General features: G+C 70.8%; 17 protein-coding genes and 1 pseudogene. 15 read left to right on the top strand and 3 right to left on the bottom strand.

From position 1 onward, the window contains the following. Positions 1 to 6: 6 nt before the first annotated feature. The 8 genes from murG (at position 7) to ACGFR9_RS31270 (ending at position 7,265) form a co-directional block, all read left to right on the top strand. Positions 7 to 1,101: an undecaprenyldiphospho-muramoylpentapeptide beta-N-acetylglucosaminyltransferase gene (gene murG, locus ACGFR9_RS31305; RefSeq protein WP_030228282.1), complete on the top strand. Its 1,095-nt coding sequence runs from the start codon at positions 7 to 9 to the stop codon at positions 1,099 to 1,101. A gap of 25 nt (positions 1,102 to 1,126) precedes the next feature. Continuing rightward, positions 1,127 to 1,924, top strand: a complete 798-nt coding sequence (locus tag ACGFR9_RS31300) for a cell division protein FtsQ/DivIB (RefSeq protein ID WP_393215225.1) — start codon at positions 1,127 to 1,129, stop codon at positions 1,922 to 1,924. A gap of 287 nt (positions 1,925 to 2,211) precedes the next feature. Beyond that, on the top strand, positions 2,212 to 3,405 hold the full coding sequence (ftsZ, locus tag ACGFR9_RS31295) for a cell division protein FtsZ (protein WP_393215222.1): 1,194 nt from the start codon (positions 2,212 to 2,214) through the stop codon (positions 3,403 to 3,405). After that, the gene (pgeF, locus tag ACGFR9_RS31290; protein ID WP_393215219.1) at positions 3,402 to 4,130 is read left to right on the top strand and encodes a peptidoglycan editing factor PgeF; all 729 of its coding nucleotides are present in this window, start codon (positions 3,402 to 3,404) and stop codon (positions 4,128 to 4,130) included. The genes ftsZ and pgeF overlap by 4 nt, the downstream gene beginning before the upstream one ends. A gap of 6 nt (positions 4,131 to 4,136) precedes the next feature. After that, a complete protein-coding gene (locus ACGFR9_RS31285; RefSeq protein ID WP_393215216.1) occupies positions 4,137 to 4,856 on the top strand; it encodes a YggS family pyridoxal phosphate-dependent enzyme in 720 nt (239 codons plus the stop codon). Between the two features lie 129 nt (positions 4,857 to 4,985). Continuing rightward, positions 4,986 to 5,627: a cell division protein SepF gene (locus tag ACGFR9_RS31280; protein WP_030228291.1), complete on the top strand. Its 642-nt coding sequence runs from the start codon at positions 4,986 to 4,988 to the stop codon at positions 5,625 to 5,627. A 47-nt stretch (positions 5,628 to 5,674) separates the two neighbouring features. Further along, on the top strand, positions 5,675 to 5,965 hold the full coding sequence (locus ACGFR9_RS31275) for a YggT family protein (protein ID WP_030228292.1): 291 nt from the start codon (positions 5,675 to 5,677) through the stop codon (positions 5,963 to 5,965). Between the two features lie 52 nt (positions 5,966 to 6,017). Beyond that, the gene (locus tag ACGFR9_RS31270) at positions 6,018 to 7,265 is read left to right on the top strand and encodes a DivIVA domain-containing protein (protein ID WP_393215213.1); all 1,248 of its coding nucleotides are present in this window, start codon (positions 6,018 to 6,020) and stop codon (positions 7,263 to 7,265) included. Between the two features lie 319 nt (positions 7,266 to 7,584). On the opposite strand, the gene ileS is transcribed toward ACGFR9_RS31270, so the two are convergent. Then, positions 7,585 to 10,734, bottom strand: coding sequence for an isoleucine--tRNA ligase (gene ileS, locus ACGFR9_RS31265; protein ID WP_393215210.1), 3,150 nt, complete (start codon positions 10,732 to 10,734; stop codon positions 7,585 to 7,587). A gap of 535 nt (positions 10,735 to 11,269) precedes the next feature. Between ileS and ACGFR9_RS31260 the strand changes: the two genes are divergently transcribed. From ACGFR9_RS31260 to ACGFR9_RS31235, 6 genes and pseudogenes are all read left to right on the top strand, one after another. Further along, the gene (locus tag ACGFR9_RS31260) at positions 11,270 to 12,217 is read left to right on the top strand and encodes a TraR/DksA C4-type zinc finger protein (RefSeq protein ID WP_393215207.1); all 948 of its coding nucleotides are present in this window, start codon (positions 11,270 to 11,272) and stop codon (positions 12,215 to 12,217) included. 67 nt (positions 12,218 to 12,284) lie between these two features. Next, the gene (gene lspA, locus ACGFR9_RS31255; RefSeq protein WP_393215204.1) at positions 12,285 to 12,881 is read left to right on the top strand and encodes a signal peptidase II; all 597 of its coding nucleotides are present in this window, start codon (positions 12,285 to 12,287) and stop codon (positions 12,879 to 12,881) included. 43 nt (positions 12,882 to 12,924) lie between these two features. Then, complete coding sequence (locus ACGFR9_RS31250) at positions 12,925 to 13,869, top strand: RluA family pseudouridine synthase (RefSeq protein WP_393215201.1); 945 nt, start codon at positions 12,925 to 12,927, stop codon at positions 13,867 to 13,869. Further along, positions 13,866 to 14,333 carry a GNAT family N-acetyltransferase gene (locus ACGFR9_RS31245; RefSeq protein WP_393215198.1) on the top strand — a complete coding sequence of 156 codons (468 nt, stop codon included), beginning with the start codon at positions 13,866 to 13,868 and terminating at the stop codon, positions 14,331 to 14,333. Before ACGFR9_RS31250 ends, ACGFR9_RS31245 begins: the two co-directional genes overlap by 4 nt. 87 nt (positions 14,334 to 14,420) lie before the next feature. After that, positions 14,421 to 16,007: a Na+/H+ antiporter gene (locus ACGFR9_RS31240; RefSeq protein ID WP_393215195.1), complete on the top strand. Its 1,587-nt coding sequence runs from the start codon at positions 14,421 to 14,423 to the stop codon at positions 16,005 to 16,007. A gap of 55 nt (positions 16,008 to 16,062) precedes the next feature. Continuing rightward, positions 16,063 to 16,182, top strand: a pseudogene (locus tag ACGFR9_RS31235) (oxidoreductase); the annotation flags it as partial. A 7-nt stretch (positions 16,183 to 16,189) separates the two neighbouring features. On the opposite strand, the gene ACGFR9_RS31230 reads toward ACGFR9_RS31235, so the two are convergent. After that, positions 16,190 to 17,305, bottom strand: coding sequence for a mechanosensitive ion channel family protein (locus tag ACGFR9_RS31230; protein ID WP_393215192.1), 1,116 nt, complete (start codon positions 17,303 to 17,305; stop codon positions 16,190 to 16,192). 107 nt (positions 17,306 to 17,412) lie between these two features. Here ACGFR9_RS31230 and ACGFR9_RS31225 point away from each other — a divergent pair, with 107 nt between their 5' ends. Then, complete coding sequence (locus tag ACGFR9_RS31225) at positions 17,413 to 17,988, top strand: dienelactone hydrolase family protein (RefSeq protein WP_393215189.1); 576 nt, start codon at positions 17,413 to 17,415, stop codon at positions 17,986 to 17,988. Between the two features lie 35 nt (positions 17,989 to 18,023). Here the strand turns inward: ACGFR9_RS31225 and ACGFR9_RS31220 are convergent, their stop codons facing one another. Further along, positions 18,024 to 18,839, bottom strand: a complete 816-nt coding sequence (locus ACGFR9_RS31220) for a DsbA family protein (RefSeq protein ID WP_393215186.1) — start codon at positions 18,837 to 18,839, stop codon at positions 18,024 to 18,026. Between the last annotated feature and the right edge of the window lie 33 nt (positions 18,840 to 18,872).

Raw genomic sequence — 18,872 nt, 5'->3', positions numbered from 1 at the left:
ATTTCGGTGCATGTCGTACTCGCCGGCGGAGGAACCGCGGGCCACATCGAGCCCGCGCTCGCCCTCGCGGACGCCCTGCGCAGGCAGGATCCGACCGTGGGCATCACGGCCCTGGGCACGGAACGCGGCCTGGAGACCCGGCTCGTACCCGAGCGCGGGTACGAACTGGCGCTGATCCCCGCCGTACCGCTGCCACGCAAGCCCACTCCCGAACTGATCACCGTTCCGGGCCGGCTGCGCGGCACGATCAAGGCGGCCGAGCAGATCCTTGAGCGCACCAAGGCGGACGCCGTGGTCGGCTTCGGCGGCTATGTCGCCCTGCCCGGCTATCTCGCGGCCAAGCGGCTCGGCGTGCCGATCATCATCCACGAGGCCAACGCCCGGCCCGGACTGGCCAACAAGATCGGCTCCCGGTACGCCGCCCAGGTCGCCGTCTCCACGCCCGACAGCAAGCTGCGCGGCGCCCGCTACATCGGCATCCCGCTGCGCCGCTCCATCTCCACCCTGGACCGGGCCGCCGTACGGCCCGAGGCGCGCGCCGCGTTCGGCCTCGACCCCAATCTGCCCACGCTGCTGGTCTCCGGCGGTTCGCAGGGCGCCCGCCGGCTCAACGAGGTCGTGCAGCAGGTCGCTCCGTGGCTGCAGCAGGCCGGTATCCAGATCCTGCACGCGGTCGGCCCGAAGAACGAACTGCCTCAGGTCCACCAGATGCCGGGGATGCCCCCCTACATCCCGGTAAGTTACCTGGACCGGATGGATCTCGCGTACGCCGCGGCCGACATGATGCTCTGCCGCGCGGGCGCGATGACCGTCGCCGAACTCTCCGCCGTCGGGCTCCCGGCCGCCTATGTCCCGCTGCCCATCGGCAACGGCGAACAGCGGCTCAACGCCCAGCCGGTGGTCAAGGCCGGCGGCGGACTGCTGGTCGACGACGCGGAGCTGACGCCCGAGTGGGTGCAGCAGAGCGTGCTGCCCGTGCTCGCCGATCCGCACCGGCTGTACGAGATGTCCCGCGCCGCCGCCGAGTTCGGCCGCCGGGACGCCGACGATCTGCTCGTCGGCATGGTGTACGAGGCGATCGCCGCCCGTGCCCATCACTAGAGGCGTATGACGGGAGGCAGGCACCATGGCCGGATCGACCACCGCCGAGCGTGGTGAACGCGAGCGGGAGTGGTCCGGCCCGCCGCCGCCCGTCCGGCGGTTCGGGCGACGACAGGTTCATCGGATCATCGCATCGGCCGTGGTGCTGGCCTTCCTCGGCAGCGGCACCTTCTGGCTGCTGTACGGCTCCGATCTGGTCCGGGTGGAGCGCGTATCGGTGTCCGGGACCCGCGAGCTGACGCCCGCGCAGGTGCGCGAGGCCGCAGACGTCCCCCTCGGGGAACAGTTGGTCTCCGTCGACACCGACGCCATCGAGGCGCGGCTGGCCTCCCGGCTGCCCCGGATCGACACGGTCGACGTATCCCGTTCCTGGCCGCACGGAATCACGCTGAAGGTGACGGAGCGTACCGCCGTCCTGCTCGTCCACAAGGGCGGGAAGTTCGTCGAAGTCGACGACGAGGGTGTCCGGTTCGCCACGGTCTCCAAGGCGCCGAAAGGCGTCCCGGCGCTGGAATTGGCCGTTTCCCGGACGGGTTCCGCGGCGGCGAGCCTGCGCCGCTTCCCAGAGGACCGGCTGACCCGGGAGGCGGTGCGGGTGGCCGGCGCGATTCCGGCCTCCGTCGCGCAGGTCACCCGCAGCGTCAAGGTCCGTTCCTACGACGACATCTCGCTCGAACTGACCGACGGGCGCACGGTCGACTGGGGCAGCAGTGAGAAAGGCGCGGAGAAGAGCCGTGCTCTCACCGCACTGATGAAAGCGGAGCCCGGCGCGCGGCACTTCGACGTCAGCGTTCCCACTGCCCCCGCGTCAGCCGGGAGTTGACGCACATCAGCGCAGGCCAGCACCCTGGTTGGGCAGCGCTACGGCTGATCACATAGGGTGAAAAGAAAAACGGGAGGTTCGGCGTGTTCGTTGAACGGGCGCCACTTGTCGACTTAGTGTCCTGTTCAGAAGACTTCAGGGAACAGACACACTGGTAACCCTAAACTTCAACGTTAGGGTTCGGGTCGGCGCTACGGACCGTCCCATTCGGCATCAGTCGTCGGATCGCGGGGCAGCAGTGCTTCAGCGGTCGGGCGACACGTAACTCGAGGCGAGAGGCCTTCGACGTGGCAGCACCGCAGAACTACCTCGCAGTCATCAAAGTCATCGGTGTCGGCGGCGGTGGTGTCAATGCCATCAACCGGATGATCGAGGTCGGTCTCAAGGGCGTCGAGTTCATCGCCATCAACACCGACGCGCAAGCCCTGTTGATGAGCGACGCCGACGTCAAGCTCGACGTCGGCCGTGAACTCACCCGCGGCCTCGGCGCCGGAGCCAACCCGGCCGTCGGCCGCAAGGCCGCGGAGGACCACCGCGAGGAGATCGAGGAGGTCCTCAAGGGGGCCGACATGGTCTTCGTGACGGCCGGTGAGGGCGGCGGCACCGGCACCGGCGGCGCGCCCGTCGTGGCCAACATCGCCCGCTCGCTCGGCGCCCTCACCATCGGTGTGGTCACCCGCCCGTTCACCTTCGAGGGGCGGCGCCGCGCGAACCAGGCCGAGGACGGCATCGCCGAACTCCGCGAAGAGGTCGACACCCTCATCGTGATCCCGAACGACCGGCTGCTGTCCATCTCGGACCGCCAGGTGTCGGTTCTCGACGCCTTCAAGTCGGCGGACCAGGTACTGCTCTCCGGTGTCCAGGGCATCACCGACCTCATCACCACCCCCGGCCTCATCAACCTCGACTTCGCCGACGTCAAGTCGGTCATGTCGGAAGCCGGTTCCGCCCTCATGGGCATCGGCTCGGCGCGCGGCGACGACCGCGCGGTGGCCGCCGCCGAGATGGCCATCTCCTCGCCGCTCCTCGAAGCCTCCATCGACGGCGCCCGCGGCGTCCTGCTCTCCATCTCCGGCGGCTCCGACCTCGGCCTGTTCGAGATCAACGAGGCGGCCCAGCTGGTCAGCGAGGCCGCCCACCCCGAGGCCAACATCATCTTCGGCGCCGTGATCGACGACGCCCTCGGCGACGAGGTCCGGGTCACCGTGATCGCGGCCGGCTTCGACGGCGGCCAGCCGCCCGCCAAGCGGGACAACGTCCTCGGTTCCTCCTCCGCCAAGCGCGAGGAGCCCGCCCCGGTCCGCCAGTCCGAGAGCCGCCCGTCCTTCGGCTCCCTCGGCAGCGTCACGCCGAAGGAGGACCCGGAACCGGTGATCCCGGAGCCGGTGCACGACATCCCGGCCCCCCAGCCCCCGGTCCCGCCGTCGCGGACCTACGACAGCGCGGCCGAGGAACTGGACGTGCCGGACTTCCTCAAGTGATAGGACCGCGCGAGAGCGTGAGCGGCGCCCACTTCGCCTTCACCGACCGGTGGGGCGGGGTGAGCGCCGCTCCTCATGCCGAGCTCAACCTCGGCGGTGCCGTCGGCGACGACCCGGGCGCCGTACGCGCCAACCGTGAACTGGCGGCCAAGTCCCTCGGCGTGGACCCGGAGCGGGTGGTCTGGATGAACCAGGTGCACGGGGCCGACGCGGTCGTGGTGGACGCACCCTGGGGCGACCGTCCGGTCCCCGAGGTGGACGCGGTCGTCACCGCGCGGCGCGGACTCGCCCTCGCGGTGCTCACCGCCGACTGTGTGCCGGTGCTGCTCGCCGACCCCGTCGCCGGAGTCGTGGCCGCGGCCCACGCGGGCCGGCCCGGCATGACCGCCGGGATCGTCCCCGCCGCCGTACGGGCCATGGCCGGACTCGGCGCCGACCCCGCGCGGATCGTCGCCCGCACCGGACCCGCCGTCTGCGGCCGGTGCTACGAGGTGCCGGAGGCGATGCGCGCCGAGGTGGCCGCCGTCGAATCCGCGGCGTACGCCGAGACGAGCTGGGGCACCCCGGCGGTCGACGTGGCCGCGGGCGTGCACGCGCAGCTCGAACGGCTCGGGGTGCGCGACCGGGAGCGGTCGCCCGTGTGCACGCGGGAGTCGGCTGATCACTTCTCGTACCGCCGCGACCACGCCACCGGGCGTCTCGCGGGCTATGTGTGGCTGGACTGATGGGGCATGACGGACCGTAAGAACGAACTCGCCGCGAACCTGGCGAAAGTTGAGGGCCGGATCGCCGCCGCGTGCGCGGCCGCCGGCCGTGGCCGGGACGAGGTGACCCTGATCGTGGTCACCAAGACCTACCCGGCGAGCGATGTACGGATCCTGTCCGGACTCGGGGTGCGCCATGTGGCGGAGAACCGGGACCAGGACGCCGCCCCCAAGGCGGCCGCATGTGCGGATCTGCCCCTCACCTGGCACTTCGTCGGTCAACTTCAGACCAACAAGGTACGTTCCGTGGTGGGTTATGCCGATTTCGTACAGTCCGTCGACCGGCCCCGACTGGTGACGGCCCTGTCCAGGGAGGCCGTGCGGGCCGGGCGCGAGATCGGCTGTCTGATCCAGGTGGCCCTTGACGCCGGCGAGGGCGGCCGGGGGGAACGCGGCGGCGTCGCGCCCGGCGGCGTCGCGGAGTTGGCGGACCTGGTCGCGGGCTCCGAAGGGCTGCGGCTCGGCGGGCTGATGACCGTCGCCCCGCTCACCGGTGAGTACGCCGGGCACGAACAGGCGGCGTTCGGGCGGTTGATGGATTTGTCGACCGACCTGCGCCGGACCCATCCTGCTGCGAACATGGTCTCCGCGGGAATGAGTGCGGACCTCGAACAGGCCGTTGCCGCCGGAGCGACACATGTGCGCGTCGGCAGTGCGGTACTCGGAGTCCGCCCCGGGCTCGGGTAACGTCGCCAAGAAGTCGGACCACAGCAGAAAATATGGTCAGTTCCGCCGAACAGCGGACATAAAGACCTAGTGGATCGCGGGCACTTGGCGGTCGTCAGCGGATCCACCACAGAGCGGAGGACTCGGAGCATGGCCGGCGCGATGCGCAAGATGGCGGTCTACCTCGGCCTCGTGGAGGACGATGGGTACGACGGCCGCGGATTCGACCCAGACGACGACTTTGAACCCGAACTCGACCCGGAGCCCGAGCGGGACCACCGGCGGCACGAGCCGTCACATCAGGCACACATCTCACATCAGTCCCAAAGGGGCGAAGAGGCACGAGTCGCCCATCCTCCCGCGCCGCGCGAGCCGATCGCCCGATCCGCTTCGCTCCCCGCGGAATCGCCACGCCCGGCGCGGATCGCGCCCGTGGCATCCATCACACAAGAACGTGCCAGCCTGGAGAAGAACGCACCGGTGATCATGCCCAAGGTCGTGTCGGAACGAGAGCCGTACCGGATCACCACACTTCACCCCCGGACCTACAACGAGGCCCGTACCATCGGGGAACACTTCCGTGAGGGCACTCCGGTGATCATGAATCTGACCGAGATGGATGACACGGACGCGAAGCGACTTGTCGACTTTGCGGCGGGTTTGGTGTTTGGTCTTCACGGCAGTATCGAGCGGGTGACGCAGAAGGTGTTCCTGCTGTCTCCTGCTAACGTCGATGTCACGGCGGAGGACAAGGCCCGCATCGCAGAGGGCGGGTTCTTCAACCAGAGCTGAGACGCAGGACCGGACGCAGCAGTACAGGGGAGAGGGAAAAGCAGGCCATGAGCGTGTTCGCGCAGGTGATCTACATCGCGCTGATGGTGTTCCTCATCGTGCTCATCTTCCGTTTGGTCATGGACTACGTGTTCCAGTTCGCCCGCTCATGGCAACCCGGCAAGGCGATGGTGGTCGTCCTGGAGGCCACCTACACTGTCACCGATCCACCGCTGAAGCTTCTGCGGCGGTTCATCCCGCCGCTGCGTCTCGGGGGCGTGGCGCTCGACCTGTCGTTCTTCGTCCTGATGATCATCGTCTACATCCTGATCATGCTCGTGGGCAAGTTCGTGGGGTGACTGTGGACGATACGGTCTTGCCGACTGCCGATGACTACGTTGAGGTGAAGAGATGCCGTTGACCCCCGAGGACGTGCGGAACAAGCAGTTCACGACCGTCCGCCTCCGAGAAGGCTATGACGAGGACGAGGTCGATGCCTTCCTCGATGAGGTCGAAGCCGAACTGACGCGCCTGCTCCGCGAGAACGAGGACCTGCGCGCCAAGCTGGCCGCGGCCACGCGCGCCGCTGCCCAGAACCAGCAGAACATGCGCAAGCCCCCCGAGCCTCAGGACCAGCAGCAACAGCAGGGCCCGCCCCCGGGGATGCCCCAGCAGGGCATGCCTCAGCAGGGGATGCCCCAGCAGGGGATGCCCGGACAGGGGATGCCGCAGCAGGGCATGCCGCAGCAGGGCATGCGAGGTCCCGGCGCTCCTGTGCCCGCCGGCATATCGGGCCCGCCGCAGCAGCAGATGGGTGGCCCCATGGGTGGCCCGCCCCAGCTGCCGAGCGGTGCTCCTCAACTGCCCGCCGGCCCCGGCGGACAGGGCGGCCCGCAGGGTCCCGGCCCCATGGGCCAGGGCCACGGGCCGATGGGCCATGGCGGCCCGATGCAGGGGCAGATGGGCCCTGGCGGCCCGATGGGTGGTCCCATGGGCGGTCCCATGGGCGGACCCGGTCAGGGCGGCCCCATGGGCGGTCCCGGTCAGGGCGGCCCCGGTGGCGACAGCGCCGCGCGCGTTCTGTCGCTGGCCCAGCAGACGGCCGACCAGGCGATCGCGGAGGCCCGTTCCGAGGCCAACAAGATCGTGGGCGAGGCGCGTTCGCGTGCCGAGGGTCTGGAGCGGGACGCCCGTGCCAAGGCCGACGCCCTGGAGCGGGACGCGCAGGAGAAGCACCGCGTCGCGATGGGCTCCCTGGAGTCCGCCCGCGCCACGCTGGAGCGCAAGGTCGAGGACCTGCGCGGCTTCGAGCGCGAGTACCGCACGCGCCTGAAGTCCTACCTGGAGTCGCAGCTGCGCCAGCTGGAGACGCAGGCGGACGACTCGCTCGCCCCGCCGCGTCAGCCCGCGAGCGCCGCGCCGTCGCTGCCGCCGTCCCCGGCGCCCTCGATGGCTCCGGCCGGCGCCGGTGCGCCGTCCTACGGCGGCAACCAGGGGATGGGCGGCCCCGGGCAGCCCGGCCCGTCGTACGGCGGCCAGCAGCAGATGCAGCCGGCGATGACCCAGCCGATGGCGCCCGTGCGTCCGCAGGGGCCGTCGCCGATGGGTCAGGCACCCTCGCCGATGCGCGGGTTCCTCATTGACGAGGACGACAACTGACGGCCGTGTGGCCATGAGTACGGCGTAGCAGTCGGCAGTGTTCAGGAGCGGGGCCCCGGGTTCACGAACCCGGGGCCCCGCCCTTTCGCTACGCTTGGTTGAGGCGGGTTCGGGGTGTTTGTTCGGGCCCGGGTGTTGTGTCCGACGTACGCAATGCCGACGGCCGGGGTCCACCAAGATTCTTGGTGGACCCCGGCCGTCGGTGTGTGCGCCTTCCCGTCTGGGGGGCAGGTGGCCGGGCGACCGCGGGTCGCGTGTGGCTGGTCGCGCCCACGCGGCGGAGCCGCATGTCGATACGGCCCCGCGCCCCTTGACGGCGTTATGCCTTGCGGAGTTGGAAGGTGAGGGTCAGGGGCTCGTCCGTGAACGGGGTGCCGAATGCGTCGTCCGCCTCGCCCTGGGCGAAGTCCGTCGCGAGAACCTCGTCGGCGATCAGCGCGGAGTGCTCCGACAGTGCGGCGACCGTCGCCGGGTCCGTGGCCGTCCAGCGCAGCGCGATCCGGTCCGCCACATCGAGCCCGCTGTTCTTGCGGGCCTCCTGGATGAGGCGGATCGCGTCACGCGCGAGGCCCGCCCGGCGCAGCTCCTCCGTGATCTCCAGGTCCAGCGCGACCGTCGCACCGGCGTCGGACGCCACCGACCAGCCCTCGCGCGGGGTTTCCGTGATGATCACCTCGTCGGGAGCGAGGGCGACCGTCTCACCGTCGACGTCCACCGAGGCCGTGCCTTCGCGCAGCGCCAGCGACAGGGCCGCGGCGTCCGCGTTCGCGACCGCCTTGGCCACGTCCTGGACCCGCTTGCCGAACCGCTTGCCCAGCGCACGGAAGTTGGCCTTCGCCGTGGTGTCCACCAGCGAGCCGCCCACCTCGGACAGCGACGCCAGCGACTCGACGTTCAGCTCCTCCGTGATCTGCGCGTGCAGCTCGGGGCCGAGGGTGCCGAAGCCGCCCGCCGCGATCAGCGCGCGCTTCAGCGGCTGGCGGGTCTTCACGCCCGACTCGGCGCGCGTGGCCCGGCCCAGCTCCACGAGCCGGCGCACCAGCACCATCTGCTTGGACAGCGCCGGGTCGATCGCGGACAGGTCCGCCCGGGGCCACGAGGACAGGTGCACCGACTCCGGGGCGCCCGGGGTGACCGGGACGATCAGGTCCTGCCAGACCCGCTCCGTGATGAAGGGGGTCAGCGGGGCCATCAGCCTGGTGACCGTCTCCACGACCTCGTGCAGGGTGCGCAGCGCGGCCTTGTCGCCCTGCCAGAAGCGGCGCCGGGAGCGGCGGACGTACCAGTTGGACAGGTCGTCGACGAACGCGGACAGCAGCTTGCCGGCGCGCTGGGTGTCGTAGCCGTCCAGCGCCTGCGTCACCTGGTCGGTGAGGGCGTGCAGTTCGGAGAGCAGCCAGCGGTCCAGGACCGGGCGGTCGGCCGGGGCCGGGTCGGCCTCGCTCGGCGCCCAGTTCGACGTACGGGCGTACAGGGCCTGGAAGGCGACCGTGTTCCAGTACGTCAGCAGGGTCTTGCGGACGACCTCCTGGATGGTGCCGTGGCCCACCCTGCGGGCCGCCCAGGGGGAACCGCCGGCTGCCATGAACCAGCGGACCGCGTCCGCGCCGTGCTGGTCCATCAGCGGGATCGGCTGCAGGATGTTGCCCAGGTGCTTGGACATCTTGCGGCCGTCCTCGGCGAGGATGTGACCGAGGCAGACGACGTTCTCGTACGACGACTTGTCGAAGACCAGCGTGCCGATGGCCATCAGCGTGTAGAACCAGCCGCGGGTCTGGTCGATGGCCTCGCAGATGAACTGCGCCGGGTAGCGGGCCTCGAACAGCTCCTTGTTCTTGTACGGGTAGCCCCACTGCGCGAACGGCATCGAACCCGAGTCGTACCAGGCGTCGATGACCTCCGGCACGCGCGTGGCCGTCTTCCCGCAGCCGTCGTGGCGGCAGGCGAACGTGACCTCGTCGATGTACGGGCGGTGCGGGTCCAGCCCCGACTGGTCGGTGCCGGTCAGCTCGGTGAGCTCGGCGCGGGAGCCGACGACCGTGAGGTGGTCGTCCTCGCAGCGCCAGATGGGCAGCGGGGTGCCCCAGTAGCGGTTGCGGGACAGCGCCCAGTCGATGTTGTTGTTCAGCCAGTCGCCGTAACGGCCGTTCTTCACCGTGTCCGGGAACCAGTTGGTGTTCTCGTTCTCCCGCAGCAGCGCGTCCTTGACGGCCGTGGTGCGGATGTACCAGGACGGCTGCGCGTAGTAGAGCAGCGCGGTGTGGCAGCGCCAGCAGTGCGGGTAGCTGTGCTCGTACGGGATGTGCCGGAACAGCAGGCCGCGCTCGTCGAGGTCCGCGGTGAGCTTCTCGTCGGCCTTCTTGAAGAAGACACCGCCGACCAGGGGGACGTCCTCCTCGAAGGTGCCGTCGGGGCGGACGGGGTTGACGACGGGCAGGCCGTAGGCGCGGCAGACCCTGAGGTCGTCCTCGCCGAAGGCGGGGGACTGGTGGACCAGACCCGTGCCGTCCTCGGTGGTGACGTACTCGGCGTTGACCACGTAGTGGGCCGGCTCCGGGAACTCCACCAGCTCGAAGGGGCGCCGGTACGTCCAGCGCTCCATCTCGGCGCCGGTGAAGGACTGCCCGGTGGTCTCCCAGTCCTCGCCGAGCGCCTTGGCGACCAGCGGCTCGGCGACGACCAGCTTCTCCCCGCCGGGGCCCTTCGTCGCGACGACGTAGGTGACGTCCGGGTGGGCGGCGACGGCCGTGTTGGAGACCAGGGTCCACGGCGTGGTCGTCCACACCAGGAGCGCGGCCTCGCCGGCCAGCGGGCCGGAGGTCAGCGGGAAGCGGACGTAGACGGACGGGTCGACGACCGTCTCGTATCCCTGCGCCAGCTCGTGGTCGGACAGGCCGGTGCCGCAGCGGGGGCACCAGGGGGCGACGCGGTGGTCCTGGACCAGCAGGCCCTTGGCGAAGATCTCCTTCAGCGACCACCAGACGGACTCGATGTACTCCGGGTCCATCGTGCGGTACGGGTCCTGGAGGTCCGCCCAGTAGCCCATGCGCGTAGTGAGCTCTTCGAAGGCGTCGGTGTGGCGGGTCACCGACTCGCGGCACTTGGCGTTGAACTCGGCGATGCCGTACGCCTCGATGTCCTGCTTGCCGGAGAAGCCGAGCTCCTTCTCGACGGCCAGCTCCACGGGCAGGCCGTGGCAGTCCCAGCCGGCCTTGCGGGCCACGTGGTAGCCGCGCATGGTGCGGAAGCGGGGGAAGACGTCCTTGAAGACGCGGGCCTCGATGTGGTGGGCGCCGGGCATGCCGTTGGCCGTGGGCGGGCCCTCGTAGAACACCCATTCGGGGCGTCCCTCGGACTGCTCCAGGCTCTTGGCGAAGATCTTCTGCTCGCGCCAGAAGTCGAGCACCGCGTGCTCGAGGGCGGGCAGGTCGACCTGGGCGGGTACCTGGCGGTACGTCGGCGTTGTCATCAGCGGGCTTCCTCCGGCGGACTTGCTGCCTTCCGTCCGGAGGGACGAGAGCTGTGTCGATCCTGCGCCTCCGACGGCGCGCTCCCGCGGTACCACCCTCCTTGGCCCCCCGGTGCGTCGTGTGCTCCGGTGAGCCCCCTCATTGGGGTCGCGATACCGGTTCTACGCCCCTGGGCAGGGGTTTCCTCCGGCGGCTCCGGGGTGATCTTCACATCGCGCTCGCCCCCGGGCTCACACCGTCCCCGGGTCGCTCTGGGCTGCGTACGCCGCTACTCGTCCCCATCCACGCTTTTCGCTCCGCCCAGTGTACGGCGCGGCGCGGGCGGCGGCCGACCGGATTCTGCCCCGAATGGCGGGACGTGCCCCTCGGCGGCATACCCGGCGGGGAGCTGGGCACAACGCATGCATGCTCGCCGCGCGGCGTCCGCGGGGAGGGGGAATCGGGCGGTGCGCCCCGTTGCCGTGGGACTCGAGTCGATTTATCGTCCCAGCACGATTCGCGTGCAAGATCACAATATGTGAAGGGGCCGCGGCCATGGTGGCGAAGAAGCCCGCCGTACAGCAGCCGGCACCGTCCGGCAGGCCCGGACCCGCTCACACCGGCGGGGCCGGAAGCCCGGACGTGCCACTGGAGACTGCGGCATCCGGCGCCGAGCCGGCGCCGAAGAGGTCCCCCACCCGGCGGACCCCGCCGACGGACAAGGCACAGGCCGGGGAGACCCCCGCCGAGAGGGCGCCCGCGCGCGAGGCGTCGCGTGGGAAGACCTCCGCGAAGAAGACGTCCGCGAGAACCGCGCCCACGCGGGAGGCGTCCGCGAAGAAGGCGGTGGCGGAAGCGTCCGGTGAAGGGGCGAGCGGAACGACGAAGGGCACCGCCGGGACGGCTGCCGCCGAGAAGGCGGCCGGGGCGGGGCGGCGGGGCGGGGGCGTACAGGATGTGGCCGGGCACAGCGCGGCCGAGGACGCGGGCGCGGCGGATGCCGCGGCGCAGACGGGAGCGACGACGGTGAGTGCGAAGAAGACTCCTGGCACGGCCACGGCGGCGAAGAGCCCCGTACCCAAGGCCCGGATCGGTGTGGTGGATCCCGGCGACCTCGCGGTACGTCCGGGTGAGGATCCGTGGACCACGGACGAGGTCGAGGAGGCGCGGGCCGAGCTGACCTCCGAGGTGCTGCGGCTGCGCGAGGAGATCGCCGCCTCCGAGCGGTCGCTGGCCGGCCTGATGCGGGACTCCGGCGACGGCGCGGGCGACGACGACGCCGACACCGGCACCAAGAACATCACGCGTGAGCACGAACTAGCGCTCGCCGCGAACGCGCGCGAGATGCTCAGCCAGTTCGAGCGCGCCCTGCAGCGCCTCGACGCCGGTACCTACGGCCTCTGCGAGAACTGCGGCAACCCCATCGGAAAGGCCCGTATGCAGGCATTTCCCCGGGCCACCCTGTGCGTCGAGTGCAAGCAGAAGCAGGAGCGCCGGTACTGATCGGCGCACGCGCGGGACGTGCCGTACCCTCGTCCTTCAGTCAGGTACCTAGGGTTGAGGGACTCACGTGGCAGAGGCGGAGCGCATCATCGGTACGCCGGACACCCCGGACGCGGACCGGGAGGAACAGGAAGCCGCCGGCGCCCAGGAGACGGCGGCGGAGACCGCGCGGCCCCGCGGCAAGCGGCGGATCGCCGTGCTGTTCGCCGTCGCCGTGTTCGCGTACGCCCTCGATCTGATCAGCAAGATGATCGTGGTGGCCGAGCTGGAGCACCAGGAGCCCATCGAGATCGTCGGCGACTGGCTGAGGTTCGAGGCGATCCGCAACGCGGGAGCGGCCTTCGGCTTCGGCGAGGCCTTCACCGTGATCTTCACGGTGATCGCCGCGTCCGTGATCGTGGTGATCATCCGCCTCGCCCGCAAGCTCTACAGCCTGCCGTGGGCGATCGCGCTGGGCCTGCTGCTCGGCGGCGCCCTCGGCAACCTCACCGACCGGATCTTCCGCTCGCCGGGCGTCTTCGAGGGCGCGGTGGTCGACTTCATCGCGCCCAAGCACTTCGCCGTGTTCAACCTGGCGGACTCGGCGATCGTGTGCGGCGGCATCCTGATCGTGCTGCTGTCGTTCCGGGGCCTCGATCCGGACGGCACCGTCCACAAGGACTGAACGCGCGTACGGCGCCGTCCGGCCCGTCCGGCATACTCGACGGGTGAGCACGATTCCCGAGATCCGTACCCTGCCCGTGCCCGACGGCCTGGAGGGCGAGCGTGTCGACGCCGCCATCTCCCGCATGTTCGGCTTCTCCCGTACCAAGGCGGCCGAACTCGCCGCCGCGGGGAAGGTCACGGTCGACGGGTCGGTGGTCGGCAAGTCCGAGCGGGTCAGCGGCGGCGCCTGGCTCGAGGTGGAGATGCCGCAGGCACCCGCGCCGGTGCAGGTCGTCGCGGAGCCGGTCGAGGGCATGGAGATCGTGCACGACGACGACGACGTGGTGGTGATCGTCAAGCCCGTCGGCGTCGCCGCCCACCCCTCGCCCGGCTGGAACGGCCCGACGGTGATCGGCGGTCTCGCCGCAGCCGGGTACCGCATCTCGACCTCCGGCGCCGCCGAGCGCCAGGGCATCGTGCACCGCCTCGACGTGGGCACCTCGGGACTGATGGTCGTCGCCAAGTCGGAGCGCGCGTACACGTCGCTGAAGCGCCAGTTCAAGGAGCGCACGGTCGACAAGCGCTACCACACCCTCGTCCAGGGCCACCCGGACCCGACCAGCGGCACCATCGACGCCCCCATCGGCCGCCACCCGCAGCACGACTACAAGTGGGCGGTCACCGCCGAGGGCAAGCCGTCCGTCACGCACTACGACCTCATCGAGGCGTTCCGCGCCGCGTCCCTCCTCGACGTCAAGCTGGAGACCGGCCGCACCCACCAGATCCGCGTCCACATGGCCGCCCACCGGCACCCCTGCGTCGGCGACCTGACCTACGGCGCCGATCCGACCCTCGCCAAGCGCTTGCGCCTGACCCGCCAGTGGCTGCACGCCGTACGGCTCGGCTTCGAGCACCCCGGCGACGGCCAGTGGGTGGAGTTCTCCTGCGAGTACCCCGACGACCTGCGGCAGGCGCTGGACCAGGTCCGCGAGGAGACCTACGCGTGAGCGGGACCTACACCGTCCGTGTGGCCGGGGCGCCCGCCGACCGTGAGGCCTGCTTCGCGGTCCGCAAGGACGTCTTCGTCGCCGAGCAGGGCGTCCCCGAGGACATCGAGTACGACGCCCACGACGCCGACGCCGTCCATGTGCTGGCGATGGGGGAGGACGGCATCCCCCTCGGCACCGGCCGGCTGCTGCACGGTGAGGCCGCCGCGGCGAAGAACGGCGGCGACCCGGCCGTCGGCTCGCTGGGCCGGCTCGCGGTGACCCGCGAGGCGCGCGGCCTGGGCGTCGGCGCGGCGCTGGTGCGCGCCATCGAGGAGGCCGCCCGCGCGCGGGGCCTCACCGCCGTGGACCTGCACGCCCAGACCCACGCCCTCGGTTTCTACGAGCGGCTGGGCTACAAGGCCTACGGGCCCGAGTTCCCGGACGCGGGGATGCCGCACCGGGCGATGCGGCGCGTTCTGTAGCGGAGGGCGCGAACGGCCGGGCGGGGGCGTCGGCATGGCACGCTGGAGATCCGCCCGCCGTCCGTCGATCCGCCCGGAGACCTCACCGTGGATCAGTTGACCCTGCTGTTCGCCCTGCTGCTCGGGGCCGTGGTGAGTGTCCCGGTCGGGGAGCGGCTCGGGCTGCCCGCGCCGGTGCTGATGACGGTCCTCGGGGCCGTACTGGCGCTGGTGGAGTTCGTACCGAACGTCGACATCCCGCCCGACCTGATCCTCCCGCTGCTGCTGCCGCCCCTGCTCTACGCCGCCGTACGGCGGACCTCCTGGCGGCAGTTCGCGGCGAACGTCAGACCGATCCTGTTGCTCGCGGTGGCGCTGGTCTTCGTCACCATGCTGTGCGTGGCCGCCGTCGCCCACGCGATCGTGCCGGGGCTGCCGCTCGCCGCCGCCTTCGCCCTCGGCGCCCTGGTCGCGCCGCCCGACCCGGTCGCGGCGACCGCCGTCGCCGGGAAGCTGGGACTGCCCCGCCGGCTGGTGTCGATCCTCGAGGGCGAGGGACTGTTCAACGACGTCACGGCGATCGTCCTCTACAACGTGGCGATCGCCGCCGCCGTCGGCGGCAGCTTCTCCGCCTGGGACGCCGGACTCGACCTGGTGCTCTCGGCCGTGGTGGCGGTGGCGGTCGGGCTCGCGCTGGGCTGGGGCGCCAACAAGCTGATGGACCTCCTCGGGGACGCGACCCTGCAGATCGGGCTCAGCCTGCTGGTGCCGTACGCCTCCTACGTGCTGGCCGAGGAGCTGCACGGCTCGGGTGTGCTGGCCGTGCTCACCACGGCGCTGTTCCTCGTCGAGTACGCCACCGACGCCGACGACGTCATGACCCGGCTCGCCGGGCACACCTTCTGGGACATCGTCGACACCCTGGTCACCGGCGTCGCGTTCGGGCTGGTCGGGCTCGAACTGCACAACGCGGTGAAGACCGCGGCCGGCCACTGGGGCGAACTGCTGGCCTGGGCGGCCGCGATCGTGGGCGTGGTCGTCCTGGTACGGCTGCTGTGGCTGCTGCCGGCGACCTGGCTGACGCAACGGCTGCACGCCGCGCGGGACACCGCCGAGGAGATCCCGGTGAGCTGGCGCGAGACGGTGGTGATGTGGTGGGCCGGGATGCGCGGGGTGGCCTCGGTCGCACTGGCGCTCGCCATCCCGCTGGAGACCGACGCCGGAGCGGACTTCCCCGGCCGGGGCGAGATCGTCTTCATCGCGTTCGGCGTCATCATGGCGACCCTGCTGGTGCAGGGGCTGACCCTCCCGTGGCTGGTGGGGAAGCTGGGCGTGCGCGCCGACTCCGGGCGCGAGAAGGAGTTCGAGCACGACCTGGCCGTAAGGGCGGCCAAGGCTGCGAAACGCAGGCTGCGGGAGATCGAGGAGGTCGAGGACCTGCCGGAGGATCTGTCCGAGCAGATGCTGCGCAGCGCGTTCGACATCGGAGTGCGGATCAGCCCCGACCTCGCGGCGGACGAACGGCGGGAGGCGCACCGGCAGCGGGCGCGGCGGCTGAAGCGGGTGCGGGAGATTCAGCGGGAGATGCTGAGCGCGGCGCGGCACGAGGTGCTCGCGGCGCGCAGTGAGGCGGGGGCGGATCCGGAGGTCGTCGACCGGGTGCTGCGGCATCTGGATGTGCGCAGCTTGCGCTGATCCTTTCCGGGGGTTCTCTCTCCCCCCCGCACCGCCCGTCTCGGCCGCTCGAGAAGGGGGCGCGGGAACGCCCGGGGACGTCGCAGCGACCCTGCACTGGCTCGCCTCCCCGGGCGCCGGACACATCACCTCGCAGATCATTCAGGTCAACGGCGGCGCCGAACGCGGACACTGAGCGGCGGTCAGCGCTCCCGCGGATGCGGGTGCACGCGGCGGGCCGCCGGTACGCCGTCGGACGAGCGGTGTTCCCGCCGGCCGGGCGGCGGCACCGCGTCGGACGCGTTGACCTTGGGCAGGGCGTAGGGGTGTTCGGCGGCCAGCCAGCGGAGCATCTGCTCGCGGACCGTGACCCGTACCGTCCAGATGTCGTCCGCGTCCTTGGCCGTCGCCAGCGCCCGCACCTCCATGGTGCTGGGGGTGCTGTCCGTCACGGTCAGGTTGAACGCGCGGCCGTCCCAGGCCGGGCACTCCCGCAGGATGTCCCGGAGCCTTACGCGCATCGCGTCCAGCGGGGCCGAGTGGTCGAGATGCCAGAAGACGGTGCCCGTCATCTGCGGTGTCCCGCGCGACCAGTTCTCGAACGGCTGGGACGTGAAGTACGACACAGGCATGGTGATCCGGCGCTCGTCCCAGGTGCGCACGGTCAGGAAGGTCAGCGTGATCTCCTCGACCGTGCCCCACTCGCCGTCCACGACCACCGTGTCGCCGATGCGCACCATGTCGCCGAAGGCGATCTGCAGCCCGGCGAACATATTGCCCAGCGTGGACTGGGCGGCCACACCGGCGACGATGCCGAGGATTCCGGCCGAGGCCAGCAGCGAGGCCCCGGCCGCGCGCATCGCGGGGAAGGTCAGCAGCATCGCGGCCACCGCCACCACACCGACGACGGCGGAGACCACCCGCCGGATCAGCGTCACCTGGGTGCGCACCCGGCGGACCCGGGCGGGATCGCGTTCGCGGTGGTTGCTGGCGTAGCGCGTGTACGTGGTCTCCACGACGGCGGCCGCGATCCTGATCGCCAGCCAGGCGGCCGATCCGATCAGCACCAGCGTCAGGGCACGCCCGAGGCCTGCCTCGTGGTCCTCCAGCAGCTGTGCCTCGTCGTACGAACCTCTCAGCAGCGCCGCGAACAGCACCAGTTGGTAGGGGATCCGGCCGCGGCGCAGCAGGCCCCACAGCGGGGTCTCGTGGTGGCGTTCGTCGGCCTTGCGCAGCAGCAGGTCGGTGGCCCAGCCGAGCAGCAGGGTGAGCACGACCGAGCCGCCGACCACGATCAATGGGCGGAGCACGTCATCCATGCCCCCGAACGTAACCGCCCCGGGCCGGGTCTGAACATGTGACTTCCGCACGATCCCGGGTAGTGCCGCGATCCGTCCCCGTCACACCGGGCTGGCACCATGGCCTCATGAACATCATGCTCTTTCACTCGACCTTCGGTCTGCGGCCCGCGGTGCACCGGGCCGCGGACCGGCTGCGTGCCGCCGGACACGAGGTGTGGACGCCCGACCTCTTCGAGGGCCGCACGTTCGACGAGGTCGAGGAAGCCAGGGCGTACAAGGACGGGATCGGCAAGGAGGAGCTGCTGAAGCGGGCCGTGCTGGCCGCCGCGCCCTACTCGGAGCGCGGGCTGGTGTACGCCGGCTTCTCCCTGGGCGCCGCCGTGGCGCAGACGCTGGCTCTGGGCGACGGCAAGGCGCGCGGACTGCTGCTTCTGCACGGGACGTCGGACATCGCGGAGACCGCCTCGGTGGACGAACTGCCGGTGCAGCTGCACGTCGCCGAGCCGGACCCGTTCGAGACCGACGACTGGCTGAGCGCCTGGTATCTGCGGATGGGCCGGGCCGGCGCGGACGTCGAGGTGTACCGGTACGCGGGCGCGGGGCACCTCTACACGGACTCCGATCTGCCGGACTACGACGAGGAGGCCGCCGAGGCCACCTGGCGGGTGGCGCTCGGCTTCCTCGACTCGCTGGACGACTGAACCAGGGAACCGTCACACGGTCGAACGGCCGGGGTTCAGGCCTTCAGCGCCGCGTCGACGGCCGTGTTGAACTCGTCCACCGTCATGGGCGCGTTCTCCCCGTCGGAGCCGGTGACCTTCTTGCCGTCCATCATCAGCGTCGGGGTGCCCCGGACGCCCTCGGTGTTGTCGAACACGTCGGACATCTCCAGCGCCCACTTGTCGTAGGTGCCGTCCTTCACGGCCGTCTGGAAGGCCTTGTTGTTCTTCAGGGCGTCGACCGTGTCGGCGACCTTGATCAAGTACGCGTCGTCGGCGAACTTGTCGTCCGATTCCTCGGGGTGGTACTCGGCCGAGTAGAGCGCGCTCTTGTAGGCGAGGAACGCGTCGGGGCCGACGTTCAGCGCGGCGCCCAGCGCGCTCAGGGCGTTCTTGGAGCCCTCACCGGTCAGGCCGCGGTCCAGGAACGAGGCGCCTATGAAGCGGATCTTGTACTTGCCGTCCTCGACGTCCTTCTCGATGGTCTTGCCGACCGTCTGCTCGAACGAGGCGCAGACCGGGCACCGCGGGTCCTCGTACAGCTCCAGGGTCTTCTTCGCGTCGGACTTGCCGACGACGACGGTCGTGCCGTTCTCACCGCTGGTGTTGGCCGGCTTGACGAGCTTGTCGTTCTTCGCCGCCTCCCAGTAGTCCGGCTTGTTGGCCTGGACGACCGCGTAGCCGATGCCGCCGGCCGCGGCCAGCACACCGACGACCGACGCGGCGACGACGAGCTGCCGCTTGATCTTCGACTTCTTCGCCTGGCGCTCGCGCTCCACGCGCAGCCGCTCTCGGGCCGCCGACTTCGCCGCCTGGCTGTTCCGCTTGCTCATGGTGATGTCTCCACGGGGACGCGCACACGGGTC

The sequence above is a fragment of the Streptomyces sp. NPDC048584 genome, assembly GCF_043199595.1.
GTDB lineage: Bacteria > Actinomycetota > Actinomycetes > Streptomycetales > Streptomycetaceae > Streptomyces > Streptomyces edwardsiae.
Note: the sequence above shows the minus strand (reverse complement) of the source record. Positions and strands in the feature narration are given on the sequence as shown.

Coding starts and splice junctions, on each gene's coding strand:
- ACGFR9_RS31300 (WP_393215225.1), top strand. CDS start 1,127: ATGGCCGGATCGACCACCGCCGAGCGTGGTGAACGCGAGCGGGAGTGG.
- ACGFR9_RS31285 (WP_393215216.1), top strand. CDS start 4,137: ATGACGGACCGTAAGAACGAACTCGCCGCGAACCTGGCGAAAGTTGAG.
- ACGFR9_RS31280 (WP_030228291.1), top strand. CDS start 4,986: ATGGCCGGCGCGATGCGCAAGATGGCGGTCTACCTCGGCCTCGTGGAG.
- ACGFR9_RS31275 (WP_030228292.1), top strand. CDS start 5,675: ATGAGCGTGTTCGCGCAGGTGATCTACATCGCGCTGATGGTGTTCCTC.
- ACGFR9_RS31270 (WP_393215213.1), top strand. CDS start 6,018: ATGCCGTTGACCCCCGAGGACGTGCGGAACAAGCAGTTCACGACCGTC.
- ileS (WP_393215210.1), bottom strand. CDS start 10,734: ATGACAACGCCGACGTACCGCCAGGTACCCGCCCAGGTCGACCTGCCC.
- ACGFR9_RS31260 (WP_393215207.1), top strand. CDS start 11,270: ATGGTGGCGAAGAAGCCCGCCGTACAGCAGCCGGCACCGTCCGGCAGG.
- ACGFR9_RS31230 (WP_393215192.1), bottom strand. CDS start 17,305: ATGGATGACGTGCTCCGCCCATTGATCGTGGTCGGCGGCTCGGTCGTG.
- ACGFR9_RS31225 (WP_393215189.1), top strand. CDS start 17,413: ATGAACATCATGCTCTTTCACTCGACCTTCGGTCTGCGGCCCGCGGTG.
- ACGFR9_RS31220 (WP_393215186.1), bottom strand. CDS start 18,839: ATGAGCAAGCGGAACAGCCAGGCGGCGAAGTCGGCGGCCCGAGAGCGG.